Origin of the sequence: Marinobacter sp. es.048 (assembly GCF_900188435.1) — a bacterium.
GTDB lineage: Bacteria > Pseudomonadota > Gammaproteobacteria > Pseudomonadales > Oleiphilaceae > Marinobacter.
In genome coordinates this window covers 860,387-879,001 of sequence record NZ_FYFA01000001.1, presented here as the reverse complement: position 1 = coordinate 879,001, position 18,615 = coordinate 860,387, and the positions used below count along the sequence as shown (strand labels likewise).

The window sequence follows — 18,615 nt, the reverse complement described above, 5'->3', positions numbered from 1 at the left end:
GGAATTCCGTATATTCGATTTTATGTATATCTAATTTTATGCATAATAGATTCAGCCTCCCTACGAGTAAAGGAATCCTCAAATAAGATGAGCACCAACACAGAAATAACCCAGGCTGAAGGCGCCAATGGCGGCATGGATTTGTTCGGCAAGTTCCTGTCGGTCTGGGTGGCCCTGGCCATCATCACAGGCGTTACCCTCGGCCAGCTCGCGCCGGTGGTACCCGAGACCTTGTCCCGTTTCGAGTACGTGCAGGTGTCCATTCCCATCGCCATTCTGATCTGGGCAATGATTTTCCCGATGATGGCGCAGATTGATTTCAGTGCCGTGGTCGGCGTGCGAAAAGAGCCAAAGGGGCTGGCCATCACCACCATCGTCAACTGGCTGATCAAACCCTTCACCATGTTTGCCATTGCCTGGTTCTTCCTGATGGTGGTGTTCGAGCCATGGATCGCTCCGGGACTGGCCAGCGAGTACCTGGCCGGCGCAATCCTGTTAGGCGCGGCGCCGTGCACCGCCATGGTGTTCGTCTGGAGCTACCTGACCAAAGGCGACGCCGCCTACACCCTGGTGCAGGTATCCCTGAACGACATCATCATGCTGTTTGCCTTCGCGCCGATTGTTGTTTTCCTGCTGGGCATTTCCGACATCCAGGTGCCCTGGGATACCGTGCTGCTGTCCGTACTCTTGTACATCGTCATTCCGCTAACGGCCGGCTACCTGACCCGCCGCGCCCTCATCTCCCGCCACGGCCAGCAATGGTACGACGACGTTTTCATGAAGCGCCTCAGCCCGGTCACCCCGGCGGCGCTGATCGTCACTCTGGTGCTGCTGTTTGCCTTCCAGGGCGAAGTGATCCTGAACAATCCCCTGCACATAGTGCTGATCGCCGTGCCATTGATCGTTCAAACCTTCCTGATTTTCTTCCTGACCTACGGCTGGGCCAAGCTGTGGAAAGTGCGCCACTGCATCGCGGCGCCGGGGGCCATGATTGGTGCCAGCAACTTCTTCGAACTGGCCGTGGCCGCTGCCATCGCCCTGTTCGGCCTCCAATCCGGCGCAGCGTTGGCTACCGTGGTCGGCGTGTTGGTGGAGGTTCCTCTGATGCTGGTGCTTGTTCGCATCGCCAACAAGACCCGGGATCGGTTTCCGGCGTAAATAGCGGCGGCCAGCGCCGGGCTTTTGGTCACGGCGCTGGCCTCACTCGCATTACCTGTTCAGCTCACCCACACCCTGCTAATATCGCGGCCACATTTCTGACGCACCGAATCTGACGGAATCCACGCAATGGACGTTTTTCAGGCCCTTTTCCTTGGGCTTCTCCAGGGACTGACCGAATTCCTCCCCATCTCCAGCTCCGCCCACCTGATCCTCACCCCGGCCCTGTTCGGCTGGACCGATCAGGGCGTGGGTTTCGACCTTTCAGTGCACGTGGGAACCTTGCTGGCGGTTGTACTCTATTTCCGGAGGGATGTTTTCGGCATTGCCCGGGACGGACTGATTTCCGTCAGCCGCCGCAAAATCGTTGGCCAGGGCGCCCTGGCCTGGTACCTCGTGATCGGCACCATCCCTGCTGGCCTGGCTGGCCTCGCGTTGCTGGATATGATCGACAACGAACTGCGGGCGGTGGAAGTCATCTTCTTTACCACCCTCTTCTTCGGCCTGCTCCTCGGCCTCGCAGACTGGCTGCCCAAACGTCAGCGCACCCTCGACAAACTGAACTGGAAAGACGCCGTCCTCGTTGGCATTGCCCAGGCCATGGCCCTGGTCCCCGGTACGTCCCGTTCAGGCGTTACCATCACCGCCGGCCTGTTCCTCGGCATGACCCGCGAAACCGCCTCCCGGTTCTCATTTCTGCTGGCAATTCCGATTATCGTGCTGGCATCGGCAGTCAAACTGCTGGAAGTAGCAACTTCGGATGTGATCGTCGACTGGAGTGGTTTTCTGATTGGCGGGGTAACTTCGTTCCTGATGGCCATTACCGCGATCCACTTCTTCCTGAAGTGGCTCAACAAGGTAGGCATGTGGCCTTACGTTATCTACCGGATTGTTCTGGCGGGTGTGATTTACGCAGTTCTGGTGTAGGCCTGCTTACAATTAGCAGGCCTCGAGAGGCGCATAAGCCAGAACCAGCCACTTGGCGCCCTCATCAAAGTTCACCTGCACCCGAGTATGGTGCCCGGTGCCCTCGGAGTTCATCACGATACCCTCGCCAAACTTGGGATGGCGTACCCGCTGCCCCAGGCTGAAACCGGATTGCTGGGCCGAATCCTGGCTGAACATGCTTTCGTTAGGACGCCCAACCATCGCGGGACGGGTCACCGTATTGCGTAGCCGCACTTCCTGCAGACAGTCGCCCGGAATCTCCCGCACAAACCGGGACAACGCGTTGAACTTTTCCTGACCATACAAACGCCGGGATTCGGCATAAGTGAGCACCAGCTTTTTCATGGCCCGGGTAATGCCCACGTAAGCCAGGCGGCGCTCTTCTTCCATACGGCCGGGCTCTTCCAGGGACATGCCGTGAGGAAACAGCCCCTCTTCCACGCCGGCCAGGAACACCAACGGGAATTCCAGACCCTTGGCAGAGTGCAGAGTCATTAACTGAACGCTGTCTTCATGGTCCTCGGCCTGGGATTCACCAGCATCCAGAGCCGCCTGGGCGATGAATTCCGACAGCGCGTCCACGCCATCCTCTACCTCGTAATCAGACAGGGCATTCACCAGTTCCTCGAGGTTCTCCACCCGGGCCTGGCCTTTCTCACCTTTCTCGCTGGCGTGATAATCCTTCAGGCCACTGTCCTCAATGGTCTGTTTCATCAAACCATGCAGAGAGGCATCCCCCACCATGCCGGACAGCTTTTCAATAATCGCTATAAACGACTGCAACCCGGTTTTGGCCCGGCCTTTCACCTGTCCGGCTTCCAGCAGACGCTCGGCGGATTCCCACAACGAGATGCTCTGCTCGGTCGCGTATTCCCTAAGCTCCGCGAGGCTCTTGGCGCCAATGCCACGTGGCGGCACGTTCACTACTCGCTCAAATGCCGCATCGTCGCGGCGATATTGCACCAGCCTGAGGTACGCCAGGGCGTTGCGGATTTCCTGACGATCATAGAATCGCAGGCCGCCGTAAACCCGGTAAGGAATACCCTGGCGCATCAGCGCTTCTTCCAGCACCCGGGATTGAGCGTTGGAGCGGTAGAGAATGGCGGATTCACTGCGCAGGTTACCCTCCTGCACCCAGGCAGAGATGCTGTCTGCGATGTAGTTGGCTTCGTCCTGTTCGTTGAATGCCGCGTAAAGGCTGATCGGTTCGCCTTCCGGACCGTCGGTCCAGAGCTCCTTGCCCAGCCGGCCCTGGTTGTTGGCGATCACCGCGTTAGCGGCTTTCAGGATCATCTGGGTGGAGCGGTAGTTCTGCTCCAGACGCACCAGCCGGGCATTGGGGAAATCCCGCTGGTACTGCTGGATGTTTTCGACCTTGGCGCCCCGCCAGCCATAAATAGACTGATCGTCATCCCCCACCACCGTCATTGGCACGCGATTGCTGGCCAGCACCTGCAGCCAGGCGTATTGAATGGTGTTGGTATCCTGAAACTCGTCCACCAGGATGTGCTGGAACCGGCTCTGGTAATGGGCCAGCAACTCCGGCCGATGCAGCCACAGTTCATGGGAGCGCAGCAGCAACTCGCCAAAATCCACCAGACCACCCTGCTGGCAGAGCTTCTCGTACTGGCGATAGATCTTCAGCATGATCGACAGGAAATGATCACCCGGATTCTCCTGGATGTGATCCGCCCGCAGCCCTTCGTCCTTCTGGCTACTGATAAACCACTGGGCCTGCTTGGGCGGCCACTTGCTCTCATCAATCTGGTTTTCCCGCATCACCCGCTTGATCAGTCGCAGCTGGTCGTCGCTGTCCAGCACCTGGAAGTTCTCCGGCAACCCCGCGTCTTTCCAGTGCGAACGCAGTAACCGGTGAGCGATGCCATGAAAGGTGCCAAACCAGAGGCCGCGGGCCGGAATGTCCATCATCTGCTCAATGCGGTAACGCATTTCCTTGGCGGCCTTGTTGGTAAACGTCACCGCCAGGATGCCAGTGGGCGGCACCCGATCCACGGTCATCAACCAGGCGATTCGATGGACCAAAACGCGGGTTTTGCCGCTGCCCGCGCCGGCAAGCACCAGCAAGTGGTCATTCTGGGCAGTTACAGCTTCGCGCTGGGCATCGTTCAACGGATCGATGATGTGGGAGACGTCCATAAAGAATCGGTTCGCTACTGGTTAAATAAACAGGTTAACGAGTATAACAGGAGAAAGAAGGGATTTCCGGGTGGGGATGGTTCGTAGTTGTTTGTCGGATTACGCTTTGCTAATCCGACCTACGTCATGTCAGGTGTGGAAGTTTGATCAGCCGTCACCCACCGCCAGAAATAGCGCGGGGGAGGTTCCCCTTCAGGACTGTCTGTGGCCATGGATGGCCACAGCCAAGCGCACATGGGTAAGGCCGAGCGCTTATGAAGCAAAGCTTCATGCGACAGCCGAACGCCTGCAATCTAAGATTGCAGGCTGGACCCGCGTGCGGGTGCTCGTAGCGTGTCCTGAAGGGGAACCTCCCCCGTGCGACACCCTCATGGATGAGGGCTATTTTTTTAGAAGCCTCTGGGAACCGTCTGAGCTTCCACAAACTCGAACAGACCTTCCAGGCCACCTTCACGGCCAATACCCGAGGCCTTCATGCCACCAAACGGCGCTTCCGGTGTCGGGCCGGTACCAGTGTTCCAGCCACAATGGCCGAAGCGAAGGCCGGCAGCCACGCGCTGGGCGCGTTGGGCGTCGTTGGTGAACACATAGGAGGCCAGGCCGAACTCGGTGTCGTTACCAGCTTCGATGACTTCCTCTTCCGTGCGGAACAGGGCCATGGGTACCAGCGGACCGAAGGTTTCTTCCTGGTAGCAGCACATATCCCGGTTCACACCGTGTACCACCGTGGGCGGGAAGAACAGGTCGTTACCCAGATCTTCCGGTTTCTTGCCGGCAACCAGGGTGGCGCCTTTTTCCAGAGCATCCTGCACGTGACGCTTGACCTTGTCGTAGCCGGCCTGGTTGATCAGCGGTCCAAGATCCACATCGCCGTTGATGCCGTCACCGACGGTCATCTTGTTAACGCGCTCGGCAAGCTTTTCACCGAAGGCATCGGCCACTTTCTCATGCACGAAAATCCGGTTGGCACAGACACAGGTCTGACCGCCACCCCGGAATTTGTTGGCGATCAGGTTATCCGCCGCCGCATCCAGGTCGGCATCATCGAAGACGATGAACGGCGCGTTGCCACCCAACTCCAGGGCCAGCTTCTTGACCTGATCCGCCGTGTCGACGATGAGCTTGCGGCCCACTTCAGTGGAACCGGTGAAGCTGAGCATGGGGACATCCGGGCTCTCGCACAGGACTTTGCCGATCACGCTGGCTTTGCCCATCACCAGATTGACCATGCCATCCGGCATGTCGGTGTGCTTATCCATCAGGCTGAACAGGGCCATCATGGTCAGCGGGGTTTCGCTGGCCGGTTTGATGACCGACGGGCAGCCTGCCGCCAGGGCCGCGGAAAGCTTCTTGGCGATCATGCCAATGGGGAAGTTCCAGGGCGTGATCAGGCCGGTGACACCAATGGGCCGATAATGAACAGTCCAGGTGCAATCCTTCGGCTTTTCGGGAATGGTGTGGGCATCGAGGGCCTGGATGTGCTTCGAGCAGTAATCGAAGAACCCGGCGGCGTAATCCACTTCACCCTGGGCCTCTTGCAGAGGTTTGCCGTGCTCCATACAGAGAATACGGCCGACCTCTTCCTTGTTGGCCCTGAGCGCGTCCCGAATGTCTTCCAGCCATTTACGGCGGGTCTCGATGCTGTAGGGACTGGTCAGCCGCAATGCCGACTTGCCGGATGCAATGGCTGCGTTCACTTCATCTTCCGACATGGATGCGACCTGGGCAATCACCTTGCCCGTTGCCGGGTTATAAACATCGAAGGTGTTGCCATGCTCATTGTCAGTCCAGCGACCACCGATATAGCCGGTCAGCTTTTCCAGCAGGGGTGACTCGATCATCTCGGCTCCTCTTCTGTGATTGGCTCCGCCCCCGAGTGGGGCGCAGTACAGGTAATCTGGTTGCGTCAGTGTTTTATGTCTTTCATAGTGGATGTTGTATCCCGACCTGTAAAGTCAAGGGCAGGCTTTTGATCATCGCCTGAGTGTGCCTATACTCGGGGATCAGACACCCAGGAGAGCGGACAATGAAGGCATTTTTCCATCCTGCACAGGATGAGCATATTCCACAGACGTACTTTACCCGGGGACAGATGCGCCAGCCCCAGGAGATCCCTGCTCGGACCGGGGAAATGCTGGGCGGACTGAGAGAAATGGGCATCTCCGTGCTACAGCCCGCAGACCAGGGTGCGGGGCCGATCTCAAAGGTTCACGATCTGGGCTACCTGCGCTTTCTGGAATCCGCTCATCGGCGCTGGAAAGCAATGGATGACTGGGGCGAGGAGGTTATTTCGAATATCTTTGTGCGTTCCCCGAACCACCTGACTGGCATCCTGGCCGAGGCGGCCCGCTATCAGGCCGATGGCAGTTGCCCGATTGGCGAGCATACCTGGCATGCCGCCTACTGGTCTGCCCAGAGCGCGCTGGGTGCCGCCGACGCTCTGATTGCCGGCGACCGCACTTCCTACGCCGTCTGTCGCCCGCCGGGGCACCATGCCCGCCGGGATGCCGCGGGCGGTTTCTGCTACCTGAACAACGCCGCGATTGCTGCCGAGCACATGAAAGCCCGGTTTCCGAGAATCGTGATCCTGGACACCGACATGCACCATGGCCAGGGCATTCAGGAAATTTTCTACGATCGCAGCGACGTGCTGTACATCTCCATCCACGGCGACACCACCAACTTCTACCCGGTGGTCTCCGGTTTTGAAAACGAGCGTGGCGAAGGGGAAGGTTTTGGCTACAACATCAATATGCCGATGCCCCACGGCTCAACCGAGGATGATTTCTTCGCGAAACTGGATGAGGCCCTGGCGGCGATCAAGCTGTTCCAGCCGGATGCCCTGATCCTCGCCCTGGGTTTCGACATCTACAAGAACGACCCTCAGGCCAAGGTGTCAGTTTCCTCCGAAGGTTTCTGCAAGCTCAGCACCCACGTGCGTCAGCTGGGGCTGCCGACGCTGGTAGTGCAGGAAGGCGGTTATGACCTGGAGGCTCTGAGCGAGAACGTCCAGCAGTTCTTCAAAGGTCTGGCAGGCTGACGCTTCAGGCTGCGGGCACGTAAACCTTCACGTTTTCGTGCCCTTCGGCCTTCAGATGCCCGGCGTGCATGCGGCTCATGGTGCCGCGATCGCAATACAACAGGTACTGCCGGTTCGCCGGCAGTTCTCGTAGCTGCTGGTTCAGCTCGTAGAAGGGGATCTGCAGGATCTCGTTGTTGGTCAACATCAGCGGTGACTGCTCGCCTTCCGATGGGTGACGCACGTCGATGATCACGTCGTCCATTGATGGCGTCTGCACCAGCTCCACTTCCTCAGGCGTCACGGTCGTTTCCAGCAACCGGTTTATCGGCGTTTCTTCCCGGGCCTCAATCGCGCTGGCAAGCACTGACGTGTCCATTTGGGCTTCGTCTTCCTCCACGCGATGGAGCTTGGCGCGGGTCGCCGGTTTCTGGGAGATTACGCCACAGTACTCGGGCATATTACGGGCATAGACTTCAGTACCAATTTCACGGGCGATTCGGATAATGGATTCCTTGTCCATGGACACCAACGGACGCAGAACCACTTCGTCACTGGCCCGATCCACCACGTTGAGGTTGCTCAGAGTCTGACTCGACACCTGGGCCACCGCGTCGCCGGTCACCACTCCCACCGCGTTGTTTTTGCGGGCAATCTCGGCGGCCGCCATAAGCATCTGGCGTTTCAACACCACACCCCAGTGACGGTGGCTCACCGAACGCATGATTTCGGCAACCACGCCCTCGAAGGGTACCGAGATAAACTTGGCACTGTGGGAGGCACCATAGCGATCCCACAGGTAATGCACCACCTGGCGCACACCGACTTCATGGGCCGTGCCACCGAGATTGAAAAACAGGAAGTGACTGCGCAACCCCCGACGCATCATCAGGTAGGCGGCCACAGAAGAATCGTACCCTCCGGATATCAGAGTCAGCACGTTTTCGACACTGCCCAGCGGATAGCCGCCCAACCCCCGGTGCTTGCGGTGGGCGATGTGGTACTGATCGCCATGGACCTCAATCCGCACTTCAACCTGAGGCGATTTCAGATCAACACCCCGGGCCTCCGATGCCTGCATCAGGGCGGCGCCCACCGTCCGCTCCAGATCAATCGAGCGGAAGTTGTGCTCACCGTGGCGACGGGCCCTGACTGCGAAGGTCTTGCCATTCAACCGGTCAGCGAAAGCCTCAACGGCTCTGTCGGCGACGTCTTCGAGGCTGACAAACGGAAACGCTCCGATTTCCTGAATCGTGGAAATGCCCGGTATACGCAGAAGTGTCTCCAGGGCTGGCCCGGACAGCCCGCGGCCATCAGGCACCCCCACATCCACCCTGTCCCAGCTGCCTTCGACCCGAATCTCCGGATCCAGTCGGGCCAGCAATTTTCGGATGTTCTGACGTAGCTGGCGCATCTGCTGACGACGAACGGGTTTACTCTTGATAGCAACTTCCGGAGCGGGACGAATAAGCAGTTTCATAAATCGGAATTTTGTCGGGTGGCGTATTGTACGGAAAGGCCTTAGTCTACCCTTTTGACTGCGTGCCTCAAAATCGGGCATTTCCGCAACATTCAGGAGTTTCACCGTTAATGCAGGAAACGACCATCAATGCTCTGGTCTCCCCCGAGGGCAGCCTTGAAATTCTCTCCAATCATGAGGTCAACCGCCTCAAGGACCGCAGCGAGGGAGGCCTGTATCGGCTGTTTCGCCAGTGTGCCCTGGCGGTTCTGAATACCGGGGTAGAAACAGACGACTGTCAGGCATTGATGGAATCCCATGCTGACTTTGACGTCCGCCTGGTTCCTCAGCCACGGGGTCTCAAACTCGAACTGATCAACGCGCCCGCACATGCGTTCGTTGATGGACAGATGCTTCGGGCGATCCGTGAGCATCTGTTCTCGGTTCTCAGGGATATCATCTACTCCCATTCTATCCCCCAGTCAGCCGCCGGCTTCCGGAGAGACGACCCGGAAGACCTGACCAACTATGTTTTCCACATCCTGCGCAATGCCCGGGTTCTTCAGGCCGGAAGACAACCGGATCTGGTGGTCTGCTGGGGTGGCCACTCAATCGGCCATGACGAATACCAGTACAGCAAGGATGTCGGTCATCAGTTGGGGCTGAGAGCCCTGAGCATCTGTACCGGATGTGGCCCGGGGGCGATGAAGGGGCCCATGAAAGGCGCCACCATTGGCCACGCCAAGCAGCGGGTCAAGGATGGCCGCTACATTGGCATCACCGAGCCGGGCATTATTGGCGCAGAGGCCCCGAACCCCATCGTCAATGAACTGGTGATCATGCCGGACATTGAGAAACGGCTGGAAGCCTTCGTCCGCTGTGGCCACGGGGTTATCGTGTTCCCCGGTGGTGTCGGCACTGCCGAGGAAATCCTCTACCTGCTGGGCATCCTGCTGCATCCAGACAATGCCGACTTGCCCTTCCCGGTGGTGTTCACTGGGCGGCAGGAGAACGCGGAATATTTCGAGATGATCGACAAGTTCATCCGGAACGCCCTTGGGGACGAAGCTGCAAGCAAATACGAGATCATCATCGACGATCCGGTGCGCGTGGCCCAGACCATGAAAAAGGGCATGAAGGAGGTGGAGACTTTCCGGCGGGCCATGCAGGATGCCTATTACTTCAACTGGATGCTGAAGATTGACCCGGTGTTCCAGTTACCTTTCGAACCCAATCACGACAATATGCGAGCGCTGGAACTGCACCGGGATCAGCCAGTACACCTGATTGCCGCGAATCTGCGCAAGGCATTCAGTGGCATAGTGGCAGGGAACGTCAAGGAAGGTGGTATACGGCAGGTTCAGGAGAAGGGGCCGTTCGAGATTGCTGGCGATCCAAGGCTGATCAAACCCCTCGAGGCCATGCTTGAGCAGTTTGTCACCCAGAACCGGATGAAGCTGCCTGGCTCTTCGGCCTACAGACCTAGTTATCGCATCGTCAGCGGAGCGGCCTGAGCCGCCTCGCTGAAACGGTAGAGCTTACTTGCCGCCGTCTGCGGGAAGACTGGCATAATAGGCAGCCAGATTGGCAATATCGGTGTCACTCAACGCCGCGGCCTGACCCTGCATAATGGCCGCTTGGCCACCAGAGCGCTGCTTGTTCTTGTATGCCTTCAGAGCAGATACAAGGTACTGCTCGTTCTGGCCCGCAAGGTTCGGGTAAGTCGGAATTTGCGCCAGGCCGTTCTGACCATGGCACGCCGCACAGACAGCTGCCTTGGCCTTGCCAGCCTCAGCATCTGCGGCGGAAACTGCAGCAGGAACAGCAGCAGCAAGCGCACAAATTCCCGCAACAGCGTAGTGTTTCAGATTCATTGTCATTACCCTCTCATCATCGTTTTCAAGATTTTCAGGCCGGTTCGGAAGCCGGATAGTAAACTGACTAGCACTTATAGCACAGAGCTGGGGAACCTCAAATGCGATAGGTCAAGGACGTCCTTTCGACGTTTGTCCTCTTTTCTGTTCTGGCTATTAGCGTGAAAGTACGTTCGATTTCGTATCCAAGATTGATTTAATTCTCCGGAGATAACGTCAATGTCTGTAGAGGCCCAGGAACTTGCCTGCCGCGAAGGCCACATTGGTGTCCTGACGCTGAATTCCCCTGGCACGCTCAACGCCCTTTCCTCGCAAATGATTCAGCAGATCCAGGAGATCCTGGACCGGTGGGCCAATGATGAGCGGATCTGCATAGTGGTGATTCAGGGCGCCGGTGAGAGAGCCTTCTGCGCCGGCGGTGATATTCGCGAACTTTACGATGCCATTCTCAATCCGGGAGACACGGAGAAACCGGTAGGTTTTTTCAGGCGCGAATACCGTATGGATTACAACATCCATCGGTTCCCAAAGCCTGTATTGGGTATAGCCCATGGCGTCGTGATGGGTGGTGGTCTTGGGGTGTTTTCCGGCTGCCGGTATCGGCTGGTCACACCGGACGTCACCCTGGCCATGCCCGAGATCGCCATCGGTCTGTTTCCTGATGTAGGCGCCAGCTGGTTTCTGAAGAGGCTGCCCGGACGGCTCGGCCTGTTCATGGGGTTGACCGGTGCTCGTTTGAACGTGAGCGATACGCTGCGGGTTGGCCTTGCGGACATGGCCATTCTGCCAGAAGATCGGGACCGTCTGCTCGACCGCCTGGCGTCGGAACGCTGGACCGGACAGACCGCCGCCGACGACAACCGCCTTTTCCGTTTACTCAACCAGATCCAGACACCGGATTACCGGGCACTGCCGCCCAGCCATCTTGCAAAACACGAGCAGCGGATTGCCCGGCTGAGCGCCGGTGATGAACTGCCTGAAATCGTCGATCAGTTGCTCACGGCGGAGGTGGATTGCGACTGGTGGCATGCCTGTATGAACACACTGAGAACAGGATGCCCGGTGTCGGCCTGGCTGGTCTGGACCCAATTGCAGAAAGCCCAGCAAATGTCCCTGAAGGATGCCTTCCGTATGGAGCTGGCGATGGTTTCCGAATGCATTCGCCGTCCGGACCTGGCGGAGGGAATACGGGCCCTGGCCATCGACAAGGATCGCCAACCCAAGTGGAGTTACCCAAGTATTGCTGACGTGCCGGAGGACGTCGTTGCGGACCATTTCACCCCGGAGTGGGATGACGAAACCGATCCGATGGGACTGGAATAACGCCCTGGAACTAGAGTTGGGCGCCCGCCTGAACCAGCAGCATCTCCAGATCCCGGTTGTTGGTGGCCCGGGCGATATCCAGTGCGGTCCGGCCGTCCCCAGACCGATAGTTCACATCGGCCCCGGCCGAGAGCAACAACTGTACTCGCCTTTTCTCACCATTGCCGGCCGCGGAAATCAGAAGCGCATCCGCCTCGGCCAGGGCCTCGGGGCTCAGAGCAACCGGTTGGTTTGGGGCAGCACAGGCAGACAGAAAGGCAAGAAGCGGAAGCAGTATCAGCAAAAAACGGAAGGCGCCGGTTCCCTTGGCCATAACAAACAGTCTCTGTGGGGCTCTGTGGAAGGATACGAGAGCCTATTCTGGGCAGACACCAACGGAAATTAAATCGAGCGAGTCACAAACCCTGGCCATGCTCCAGAAGATCACGAACCACTTGCCGCAGACGATCTTCGCCTTCTCTCTGCCCAACGCACAGCTTCTCGGTCTGAACCGAAGCCCATGGCGCCCCCTGCAGAACACGGCGACACCACAACGCGAGCTCTTCGTGGTCCTTCAACCATGCCATGGTACCCGGCACCTGGCTCAGCTTCCGCAGCACCGGAACCGTGATCTGAAATCCCCGGTGGCCGTTCGCGAAATGGCAAAGATCCCGCAGATCATCATGGTCCAGCGTCGGCCCCGGTGGCAGATCAGCCGTTATCTCCGCCAGCATATCCGGCTCCAGACCGGGCCAGTTGTCCGGCATAAGGGTAAGCCAGTGGCCGGCCAGTCGGTTGCGGATACGCTCTTCCAGGTCCAGACCCGGCTGCGAGATGCCTCTGATCATCTGCAACGGGTATTCGCCACTGGAGGCTTCCTGTTGCAGACCGACCCTGACCACATGAAGACTACAGCTCTGCCAGAAGGCCAGCAGGTCGGCGCTGCCACCAAAACTGCTTCCAAGATAATCAACACCCTGCTCGGCGGCATATGCCCGCGCAGTCTCCACCAGGCGCCTGCCAATACCTGACCGCCTGGCGTCGTCTGACACTGCAATGCGAACTACCCGGAGGCCTTCCAGCACAGCGGCTTCCGGATAGCCGCTGTGGCTGGCCAGCGATTGCGGCAGCAGATGCCCGCGAATTCGACGGGTGCCCAGGCTAACCTGTTCAGCCAGCTCGGGCGAGAGGCCACCTTCCAGGGCACACCAGAGCACCCCAACCGTCCGATCGCCAATCCGTGCACGCCAGCTTCGAGCAGCCGGGTCGTCCAGCCACTGCCGGAGATCGGCCGGACTGGTCCGATAATGCGCATCCACCAGCAAACCGAAGGCATGGGACAGCGCCTCTTCGTCGTCAGTCGCTGGCTGCCAGGATTCGATGACAGGCTCTGCGATGCTACTTTCGGTATTCCGGGGGGAAACACTGCTATCGGCGGCCAGAAGAAACAGCCTGGTAACCAGGGCTTCCAGCGGATCATTCCGGGCCCACCGCACCGGTTCGCTGAGTGTCACCAACTGCCAGTGGGGCGTCGATTGCTCCAGTACCTGTCGGAACCGGATGGCAAAGCCGCGGCCGGCGCCTTCGTAACCATGAACCGTGGTGGCAAACGCCACCCGCGGCCAGCCCAGCAGCAACGATTTCAGGAGCGGTGCCGGAATCGCTGCTGCCTCATCCACCAGGATCACCTCGGCTTCCGGTCGCAAAGCCAGTAATTCGCGCACCGGAACAAATCTCAGGCGGCCACCGGATCGATTGGTCAATATCCGGGTGCTGGCTTCGTCCAGCTGTTCTGCAAGAGCCTCGCGGGCGTGGCGGAACAGGGTGTCTACATTCTGTTCCGACGGCGCAGTAACAACGATTTCCTGCCTGCCTTTCTCCAGCAATTCCGCTGCCGCCATTCCCAAAGCGGCGGACTTGCCCCTGCCCCGGTCTGCCGTGACAACCAAAGGCCGGCGTCTTCGGCCCAGGCCAAACCGGACCAGGCGCTGAACCAGTTGTTCCTGGTCGCGGGTTGTTTCAATTCTGAAGGTTTGCTCCGGCACCGGGGGAATCGCCGGCAAGGACAATGTCCCACTGCAGGGTGAAATGCGGATCACGGCCTCATGGTCAGCAAGAATGTTGGCCATCCGGGCAGCGAAAGGATGTCCCCCGCCATGATCCAGGCCGGTTCTCGGGTAATCCGGGTCAGCAAACCGGCGCCACTCATCCAGCGGCGGCATCAGCCAGAACAGCAGGCCGCCGGCGGTCAATGCCCCTGAAAGCGCAGCGAAGCCATCCGGTGGGTTTCCCTGCCAGCCGTCCCAGATAATCATTGAGACTTCGCAACCGAGCCATTTCCGGGCTTCGGTGGGAACAATCCGGGCCAAGCGCGGATCCGGGCATTGGTCTTCCGGGCCTGTCCAGAGGCCCGCTTGCAGTTCGAGCTCAGGTAGCAGCGCAGAGAGCCACTTGAGACTGGTTTCCCGGTTGCCCTCAAGCAGGACCAGGCGGCGCTCGCCGTTGGCGGCGAGGCTGGCCTGCAGGGCGCGCCAGCCGGAAAAATACGGCTTGGCGTCGGGTCCGGAATGGCTCATCAGCTAAGGTCGGCACCGTGGGCCTTGAGGTCGTCCAGGGCGCATTTTTCGAGGGCAGCCCGATGGGTGGCGCGCAGCCGGACTCGTGGCGCAGAGCCCGCTTCGAAGGCTTCCTGCCACCGGGCAGCGCAAAGACACCAGCTGTCGCCGGCTTTCAGGCCTTCAAAGCCAAATTCAGGCCTGGGCGTACTGAGGTCATTGCCCTGTGCCTTGGAGAATTCGAGAAATTCGTCGGTGACCACGGCGCAGACGGCATGCAGGCCAAAGTCATCGGGGCCGACGTTGCAGCAGCCATCGCGGTAGAAGCCGGTGATCGGATCTTTCCCGCAGGTTTCCAGTTTTTCGCCCAGTACGTTTACCGATTCGGACATTTCCATGTTTATGACCTTTTGGCTTTCATGTTTTGATCGCAATTATGCGGCAGCGGTATCCGCTCTACCAGCAGGCCGTTACAATACCCGCCATGCCAACCGAACCCCAAATTCCTGATACCACCAACCTGCCGGATTACCTCACCGATGAACAGCGGGCAATTATTACTGCCGGCTACGCGCATTCGGTGATTACCGCCGTGGCCGGCAGTGGCAAGACGTCCACGCTGGCCTGGCGAATCCGGTATCTGCTGGAGCAGGGCCACGATCCGGACCGGATGCTGGTGTTGATGTTCAACCGCAGCGCCCGGGTGGATTTCGAGCGCAAACTGCAGGAGGTGTGTGCTCAGAGTGGGCTGGCGCTGCCGGAGATCCGGACCTATCACGCCATGGGTCTTAGGCTGTACAAGCGGTTTGTGCGGGAGGGCTATCTGCCGGGGTTTTCAGACAAGATTCTGACCGAACAGGAGATCAGCTTTCAGGCCTGGCAGTTGACGCGTCGGCTGGCGCCGGAGGATCTGGCGGATGAGATCCGGCGCAACAAGAAGGATTTTGTCGAGACGGCGACGGGGTTTATTGATCTGGTAAAGACAACCCTGTCGCCAGCGGAGATTGTGTTTGAGGAGCTGGGATATTCCGACAAGCACAAATACCTGGTCGATCTGTTCCACAGTTTTGAGCAGTGGCGTAAAAGCCAGGGTCGGATCAGTTATGCCGACATGCTGTATGAGCCGGTGATGGCGATTCACCAGAACCCACCGCTCCAGCGGCTGGTGGGCAACAAAATGGATCTGATTCTGGTGGATGAATATCAGGACACCAATGAAATCCAGCATCTCCTGCTGCGTTATGTGGCCGGGGATCGGGCCCGGGTGACGGTGGTCGGTGACCCGGACCAGACGATCTACGAGTTCCGGGGCGCAAAGCCCGAGTTTATCCTCAAGCGGTTCAGCGATGAGTTCGAAAGCCCGCTCGGGCAGACACTCAGCTACACCTTCCGCTATGGCCACCGGGTGGCGTTGTTGGCGAACCACCTGATCTGCCATAACACCGGACGCAAGGACGTGCTCTGTCATTCCCACCCTTCCACGCCCGGCACGGAGATTACCCTGCATCGGGCAGAGAGCGATGCCGATACGGTGCTACAGATTCTTCAGGGCCAATCGGAAACCGCTCTGGCAGGGACGGCCATTCTGTTCCGGGTCTGGAGCCAGAGTGTCCCTATTGAGCTGAAGTTGCTGGCGCGGCAGATTCCCTACCGGATTGATGCCGGCAAGGGCGCCCTGTTCAGCCGGGAAGTGCAGGCAATCACCGCCTTGCTGATGGTGGTGACCGGCAAGCTGGAAAATCTGCCGGATGAGGACCGACTGGAGATGGCACGGCAGTTATTGCGCTTTCCCCATGTGGGCCTGAAAGAGCCCGAGCTGGAGCAGTTGGCGCGTTTCCTGGCAGGATTTTCCGGCGGCTGGCACGAGCGGTTTCTGGCCATGGACTTCGAGGCCCTGGCACCAATGGCGGCCCGCAAGTTGCGGAAACTGGGCGAGGTGCTTGCCCAACTGCGCAGCTACGGAGGTCCGGTTGCAGGACTGATCAGTGTCTATGCCGAGCACACCGATCTTTACGAAGGCATCCGGAGCCTGGCACTGACGCACGAAAGCGCCGAGGAACGGATTGATACCGTGCAGGGGTTCCGGCAGTACCTGAAAAGCCTGGATGTCACGGCCGAGGGAGCCCTGGACCATCTGCAAGCCCTGAAGCAGCAAGCGGGTGAAAAACGACAGGGAGGCGTGCTGCTGTCAACCATTCACCGCACTAAAGGGCTGGAATGGCCGACGGTGATCATTCCAGGACTGCAGGAGAAATACCTGCCCTACAGCCCCCGCCCCCAGGACGATGCCAGAGGATTCCTGGAGAGTGAACGGAGGCTGCTGTATGTGGCCATGACGCGAACACGCCAGCAACTGCATCTGATTACCCGACCCGCCAGCAAGCAACCGCATCTGGACGGCGATCTGGGCCCGAGCCGGTTTGTTGAGGAGTTCTGCTTCTCTCTGGCCGAAGAATTCGGGCGCTGGCTGGATGAACGAATCCCGGCCGAAACGTCAACAATCCGTTTGACCGCGCCCCTGACGCCGGTCAGCCAGCGCTATGCCGACCGGGAGAGCGTCACCCTGGAAGGCCAGGCGGCAAGATCTGCCAGTTCGATGGAACCACTCTGGCATCAGAAACGTCTTAGCCACGCGATTTTTGGCCCCGGCTCGGTAGTTGCCGAGGATGAAAGCTCGTTCGAAGTGCACTTCGACAACGGCGAGGTCCTCAATTTCAGTAAAAAGAGCGCGCATCTGTATTTTTCCGCGCTGGCCTGAAACGACTCCCCGCACGTAAAGGTCAACTGGGTACAATTGCGGACGTAACAATCCGTATCATTTTTTTGTTTTTTTTGGCCTACTGGCCTAAATTCTTGGTATAGAAGCACTTTTCATGAGGAAGTGCGGTACCACAACGACAATGAACAGGAGGTTCTGCATGAACGTCATGCGTCCGATTTCCGCGGCTGTCCTGGCCGCTACCCTGGCAACCCCGGCCATGGCCGACCGTCAGGAAACCGTTTACATCAACCCGTTTGCAGGTTTCCAGCTGTTTGACGACAAGCGCGACCTGAGCGAAACCGGCACCTTCGGGGTTGGTGTGGAATACCGATTCCGCCCCCACTGGTCAGTCGAGGCGCTGTACTCACGCGCTGATGCAGACCGTAAATACGTGGCAGGTGAATCCGAATTTGATGAAGTGCGGGTTGATGGTACCTACTACTTTGCAGGTCCGGACGAAGCCTGGAACCCGTATGTTTCAATGGGTGCCGGCCATGCAGACTTCGGCTCGGACAACAGCGGTGTTCGCACTGCCGGCAGCAACCACGATGAAACGCGGGTGAACGTGGGTACCGGTTTCCGCTACAACATCACCGATGCTGTGTCACTGCGTGGCGACCTCCGTGAATTCCACGGAATTGATGAGAGCACCTTCGACACCCAGGTATCTCTGGGCATCAGTTTTGCGTTTACCCGCACCGTGGCCCAAGCCTCTCCCGAGCCCGCTCGTCCAGCAGATGCTGATGGCGATGGCGTGCCGGATTCACGGGATCAGTGCCCGGGTACTCCGGCAGGCGCCACGGTTGACAGCAATGGCTGCGAACCGGATTCGGATCGCGACGGCGTTGCCGATAGTCGTGACCAGTGTCCCGATACCCCGCGCGGTGCCGAAGTGAACAGTCGCGGCTGTGAGCTGGACAGTGACAACGACGGCGTCGTCAACAGCCAGGACCAGTGTCCGAACACGACCGCTGGCGCCGAGGTTGACGAAACAGGCTGTGAGGGTGTTACTGAAACTATCCAGACTTTCACCATCGAGGTGCAGTTCCCGACCAACAGCTCCGTGATCGGCAATACCTACGATGCGGAGATCCGTCGCGTCGCGGACTTTATGCAGGAAAACCCGGAGACCATCGTGGAGATTGCCGGTCACTCCGACAGCCGCGGTGACGCCGACTACAACCAGTTCCTGTCCCAGCGTCGCGCTGAGGCGGTTGCTGGTCGTCTGACCGGACCTCTGGGGATTGATCCGGCACGAGTGGAAGCCGTAGGTTACGGTGAAGAGCAGCCGGTTGCGTCTAACAACACAGCGGACGGCCGTGCTGCCAACCGCCGGGTTGAAGCGCGCATTCAGGTTCTCCGTTAAGTAACGGTCGTAATCT

At 58.9% G+C, this 18,615-nt stretch carries 14 protein-coding genes; 7 read left to right on the top strand and 7 right to left on the bottom strand.

Annotated elements, in window-relative coordinates; genetic code table 11:
- The first annotated feature begins 87 nt into the window (after positions 1-87).
- Positions 88-1,158, top strand: a complete 1,071-nt coding sequence (arsB, locus tag CFT65_RS03980) for an ACR3 family arsenite efflux transporter (RefSeq protein WP_088826721.1) — start codon at positions 88-90, stop codon at positions 1,156-1,158.
- Between the two features lie 129 nt (positions 1,159-1,287).
- The gene (locus CFT65_RS03975) at positions 1,288-2,085 is read left to right on the top strand and encodes an undecaprenyl-diphosphate phosphatase (protein ID WP_088826720.1); all 798 of its coding nucleotides are present in this window, start codon (positions 1,288-1,290) and stop codon (positions 2,083-2,085) included.
- A 12-nt stretch (positions 2,086-2,097) separates the two neighbouring features.
- On the opposite strand, the gene uvrD is transcribed toward CFT65_RS03975, so the two are convergent.
- Positions 2,098-4,263: a DNA helicase II gene (gene uvrD / locus CFT65_RS03970; protein ID WP_088826719.1), complete on the bottom strand. Its 2,166-nt coding sequence runs from the start codon at positions 4,261-4,263 to the stop codon at positions 2,098-2,100.
- A 389-nt stretch (positions 4,264-4,652) separates the two neighbouring features.
- A complete protein-coding gene (locus CFT65_RS03965; protein WP_088826718.1) occupies positions 4,653-6,104 on the bottom strand; it encodes an NAD-dependent succinate-semialdehyde dehydrogenase in 1,452 nt (483 codons plus the stop codon).
- 185 nt (positions 6,105-6,289) lie between these two features.
- Here CFT65_RS03965 and CFT65_RS03960 point away from each other — a divergent pair, with 185 nt between their 5' ends.
- Positions 6,290-7,303 (top strand): histone deacetylase family protein, encoded by a 1,014-nt coding sequence (locus tag CFT65_RS03960; RefSeq protein WP_088826717.1) that lies wholly within the window; start codon positions 6,290-6,292, stop codon positions 7,301-7,303.
- 4 nt (positions 7,304-7,307) lie between these two features.
- On the opposite strand, the gene thiI is transcribed toward CFT65_RS03960, so the two are convergent.
- On the bottom strand, positions 7,308-8,762 hold the full coding sequence (gene thiI, locus CFT65_RS03955; protein ID WP_088826716.1) for a tRNA uracil 4-sulfurtransferase ThiI: 1,455 nt from the start codon (positions 8,760-8,762) through the stop codon (positions 7,308-7,310).
- A gap of 110 nt (positions 8,763-8,872) precedes the next feature.
- On the opposite strand from thiI, the gene ppnN reads away from it, so the two are divergent.
- Positions 8,873-10,255 (top strand): nucleotide 5'-monophosphate nucleosidase PpnN, encoded by a 1,383-nt coding sequence (gene ppnN, locus CFT65_RS03950; RefSeq protein WP_088826715.1) that lies wholly within the window; start codon positions 8,873-8,875, stop codon positions 10,253-10,255.
- A 24-nt stretch (positions 10,256-10,279) separates the two neighbouring features.
- On the opposite strand, the gene CFT65_RS03945 is transcribed toward ppnN, so the two are convergent.
- Positions 10,280-10,615 (bottom strand): c-type cytochrome, encoded by a 336-nt coding sequence (locus CFT65_RS03945; protein ID WP_088826714.1) that lies wholly within the window; start codon positions 10,613-10,615, stop codon positions 10,280-10,282.
- A 219-nt stretch (positions 10,616-10,834) separates the two neighbouring features.
- Here CFT65_RS03945 and CFT65_RS03940 point away from each other — a divergent pair, with 219 nt between their 5' ends.
- Entirely contained in the window at positions 10,835-11,938 is a 1,104-nt protein-coding gene (locus CFT65_RS03940) for an enoyl-CoA hydratase/isomerase family protein (protein WP_088826713.1), read from the top strand.
- Positions 11,939-11,948: 10 nt separating this feature from the next.
- Here the strand turns inward: CFT65_RS03940 and CFT65_RS03935 are convergent, their stop codons facing one another.
- The 3 genes from CFT65_RS03935 to CFT65_RS03925 form a co-directional block, all read right to left on the bottom strand.
- Complete coding sequence (locus CFT65_RS03935; protein ID WP_088826712.1) at positions 11,949-12,251, bottom strand: ankyrin repeat domain-containing protein; 303 nt, start codon at positions 12,249-12,251, stop codon at positions 11,949-11,951.
- Positions 12,252-12,333: 82 nt separating this feature from the next.
- The gene (locus CFT65_RS03930) at positions 12,334-14,493 is read right to left on the bottom strand and encodes a tRNA(Met) cytidine acetyltransferase TmcA (RefSeq protein ID WP_088826711.1); all 2,160 of its coding nucleotides are present in this window, start codon (positions 14,491-14,493) and stop codon (positions 12,334-12,336) included.
- Positions 14,493-14,870: a DUF2237 family protein gene (locus tag CFT65_RS03925; protein WP_088826710.1), complete on the bottom strand. Its 378-nt coding sequence runs from the start codon at positions 14,868-14,870 to the stop codon at positions 14,493-14,495. Before CFT65_RS03925 ends, CFT65_RS03930 begins: the two co-directional genes overlap by 1 nt.
- 38 nt (positions 14,871-14,908) lie before the next feature.
- On the opposite strand from CFT65_RS03925, the gene CFT65_RS03920 reads away from it, so the two are divergent.
- Together CFT65_RS03920 and CFT65_RS03915 are read left to right on the top strand one after the other, a co-directional pair.
- On the top strand, positions 14,909-17,230 hold the full coding sequence (locus tag CFT65_RS03920; RefSeq protein ID WP_088826709.1) for an ATP-dependent helicase: 2,322 nt from the start codon (positions 14,909-14,911) through the stop codon (positions 17,228-17,230).
- Between the two features lie 160 nt (positions 17,231-17,390).
- Positions 17,391-18,599, top strand: a complete 1,209-nt coding sequence (locus tag CFT65_RS03915; RefSeq protein ID WP_088826708.1) for an OmpA family protein — start codon at positions 17,391-17,393, stop codon at positions 18,597-18,599.
- Positions 18,600-18,615 lie beyond the last annotated feature (16 nt).

What these genes read in the sequence shown, in the direction of transcription:
- CFT65_RS03945 (WP_088826714.1), bottom strand. Translation starts at nt 10,615, where the DNA reads ATGAATCTGAAACACTACGCTGTTGCGGGAATTTGTGCGCTTGCTGCT.
- CFT65_RS03930 (WP_088826711.1), bottom strand. Translation starts at nt 14,493, where the DNA reads ATGAGCCATTCCGGACCCGACGCCAAGCCGTATTTTTCCGGCTGGCGC.
- uvrD (WP_088826719.1), bottom strand. Translation starts at nt 4,263, where the DNA reads ATGGACGTCTCCCACATCATCGATCCGTTGAACGATGCCCAGCGCGAA.
- ppnN (WP_088826715.1), top strand. Translation starts at nt 8,873, where the DNA reads ATGCAGGAAACGACCATCAATGCTCTGGTCTCCCCCGAGGGCAGCCTT.
- CFT65_RS03940 (WP_088826713.1), top strand. Translation starts at nt 10,835, where the DNA reads ATGTCTGTAGAGGCCCAGGAACTTGCCTGCCGCGAAGGCCACATTGGT.
- CFT65_RS03925 (WP_088826710.1), bottom strand. Translation starts at nt 14,870, where the DNA reads ATGGAAATGTCCGAATCGGTAAACGTACTGGGCGAAAAACTGGAAACC.
- CFT65_RS03965 (WP_088826718.1), bottom strand. Translation starts at nt 6,104, where the DNA reads ATGATCGAGTCACCCCTGCTGGAAAAGCTGACCGGCTATATCGGTGGT.
- CFT65_RS03915 (WP_088826708.1), top strand. Translation starts at nt 17,391, where the DNA reads ATGAACGTCATGCGTCCGATTTCCGCGGCTGTCCTGGCCGCTACCCTG.
- CFT65_RS03975 (WP_088826720.1), top strand. Translation starts at nt 1,288, where the DNA reads ATGGACGTTTTTCAGGCCCTTTTCCTTGGGCTTCTCCAGGGACTGACC.
- thiI (WP_088826716.1), bottom strand. Translation starts at nt 8,762, where the DNA reads ATGAAACTGCTTATTCGTCCCGCTCCGGAAGTTGCTATCAAGAGTAAA.
- CFT65_RS03920 (WP_088826709.1), top strand. Translation starts at nt 14,909, where the DNA reads ATGCGGCAGCGGTATCCGCTCTACCAGCAGGCCGTTACAATACCCGCC.
- arsB (WP_088826721.1), top strand. Translation starts at nt 88, where the DNA reads ATGAGCACCAACACAGAAATAACCCAGGCTGAAGGCGCCAATGGCGGC.
- CFT65_RS03935 (WP_088826712.1), bottom strand. Translation starts at nt 12,251, where the DNA reads ATGGCCAAGGGAACCGGCGCCTTCCGTTTTTTGCTGATACTGCTTCCG.
- CFT65_RS03960 (WP_088826717.1), top strand. Translation starts at nt 6,290, where the DNA reads ATGAAGGCATTTTTCCATCCTGCACAGGATGAGCATATTCCACAGACG.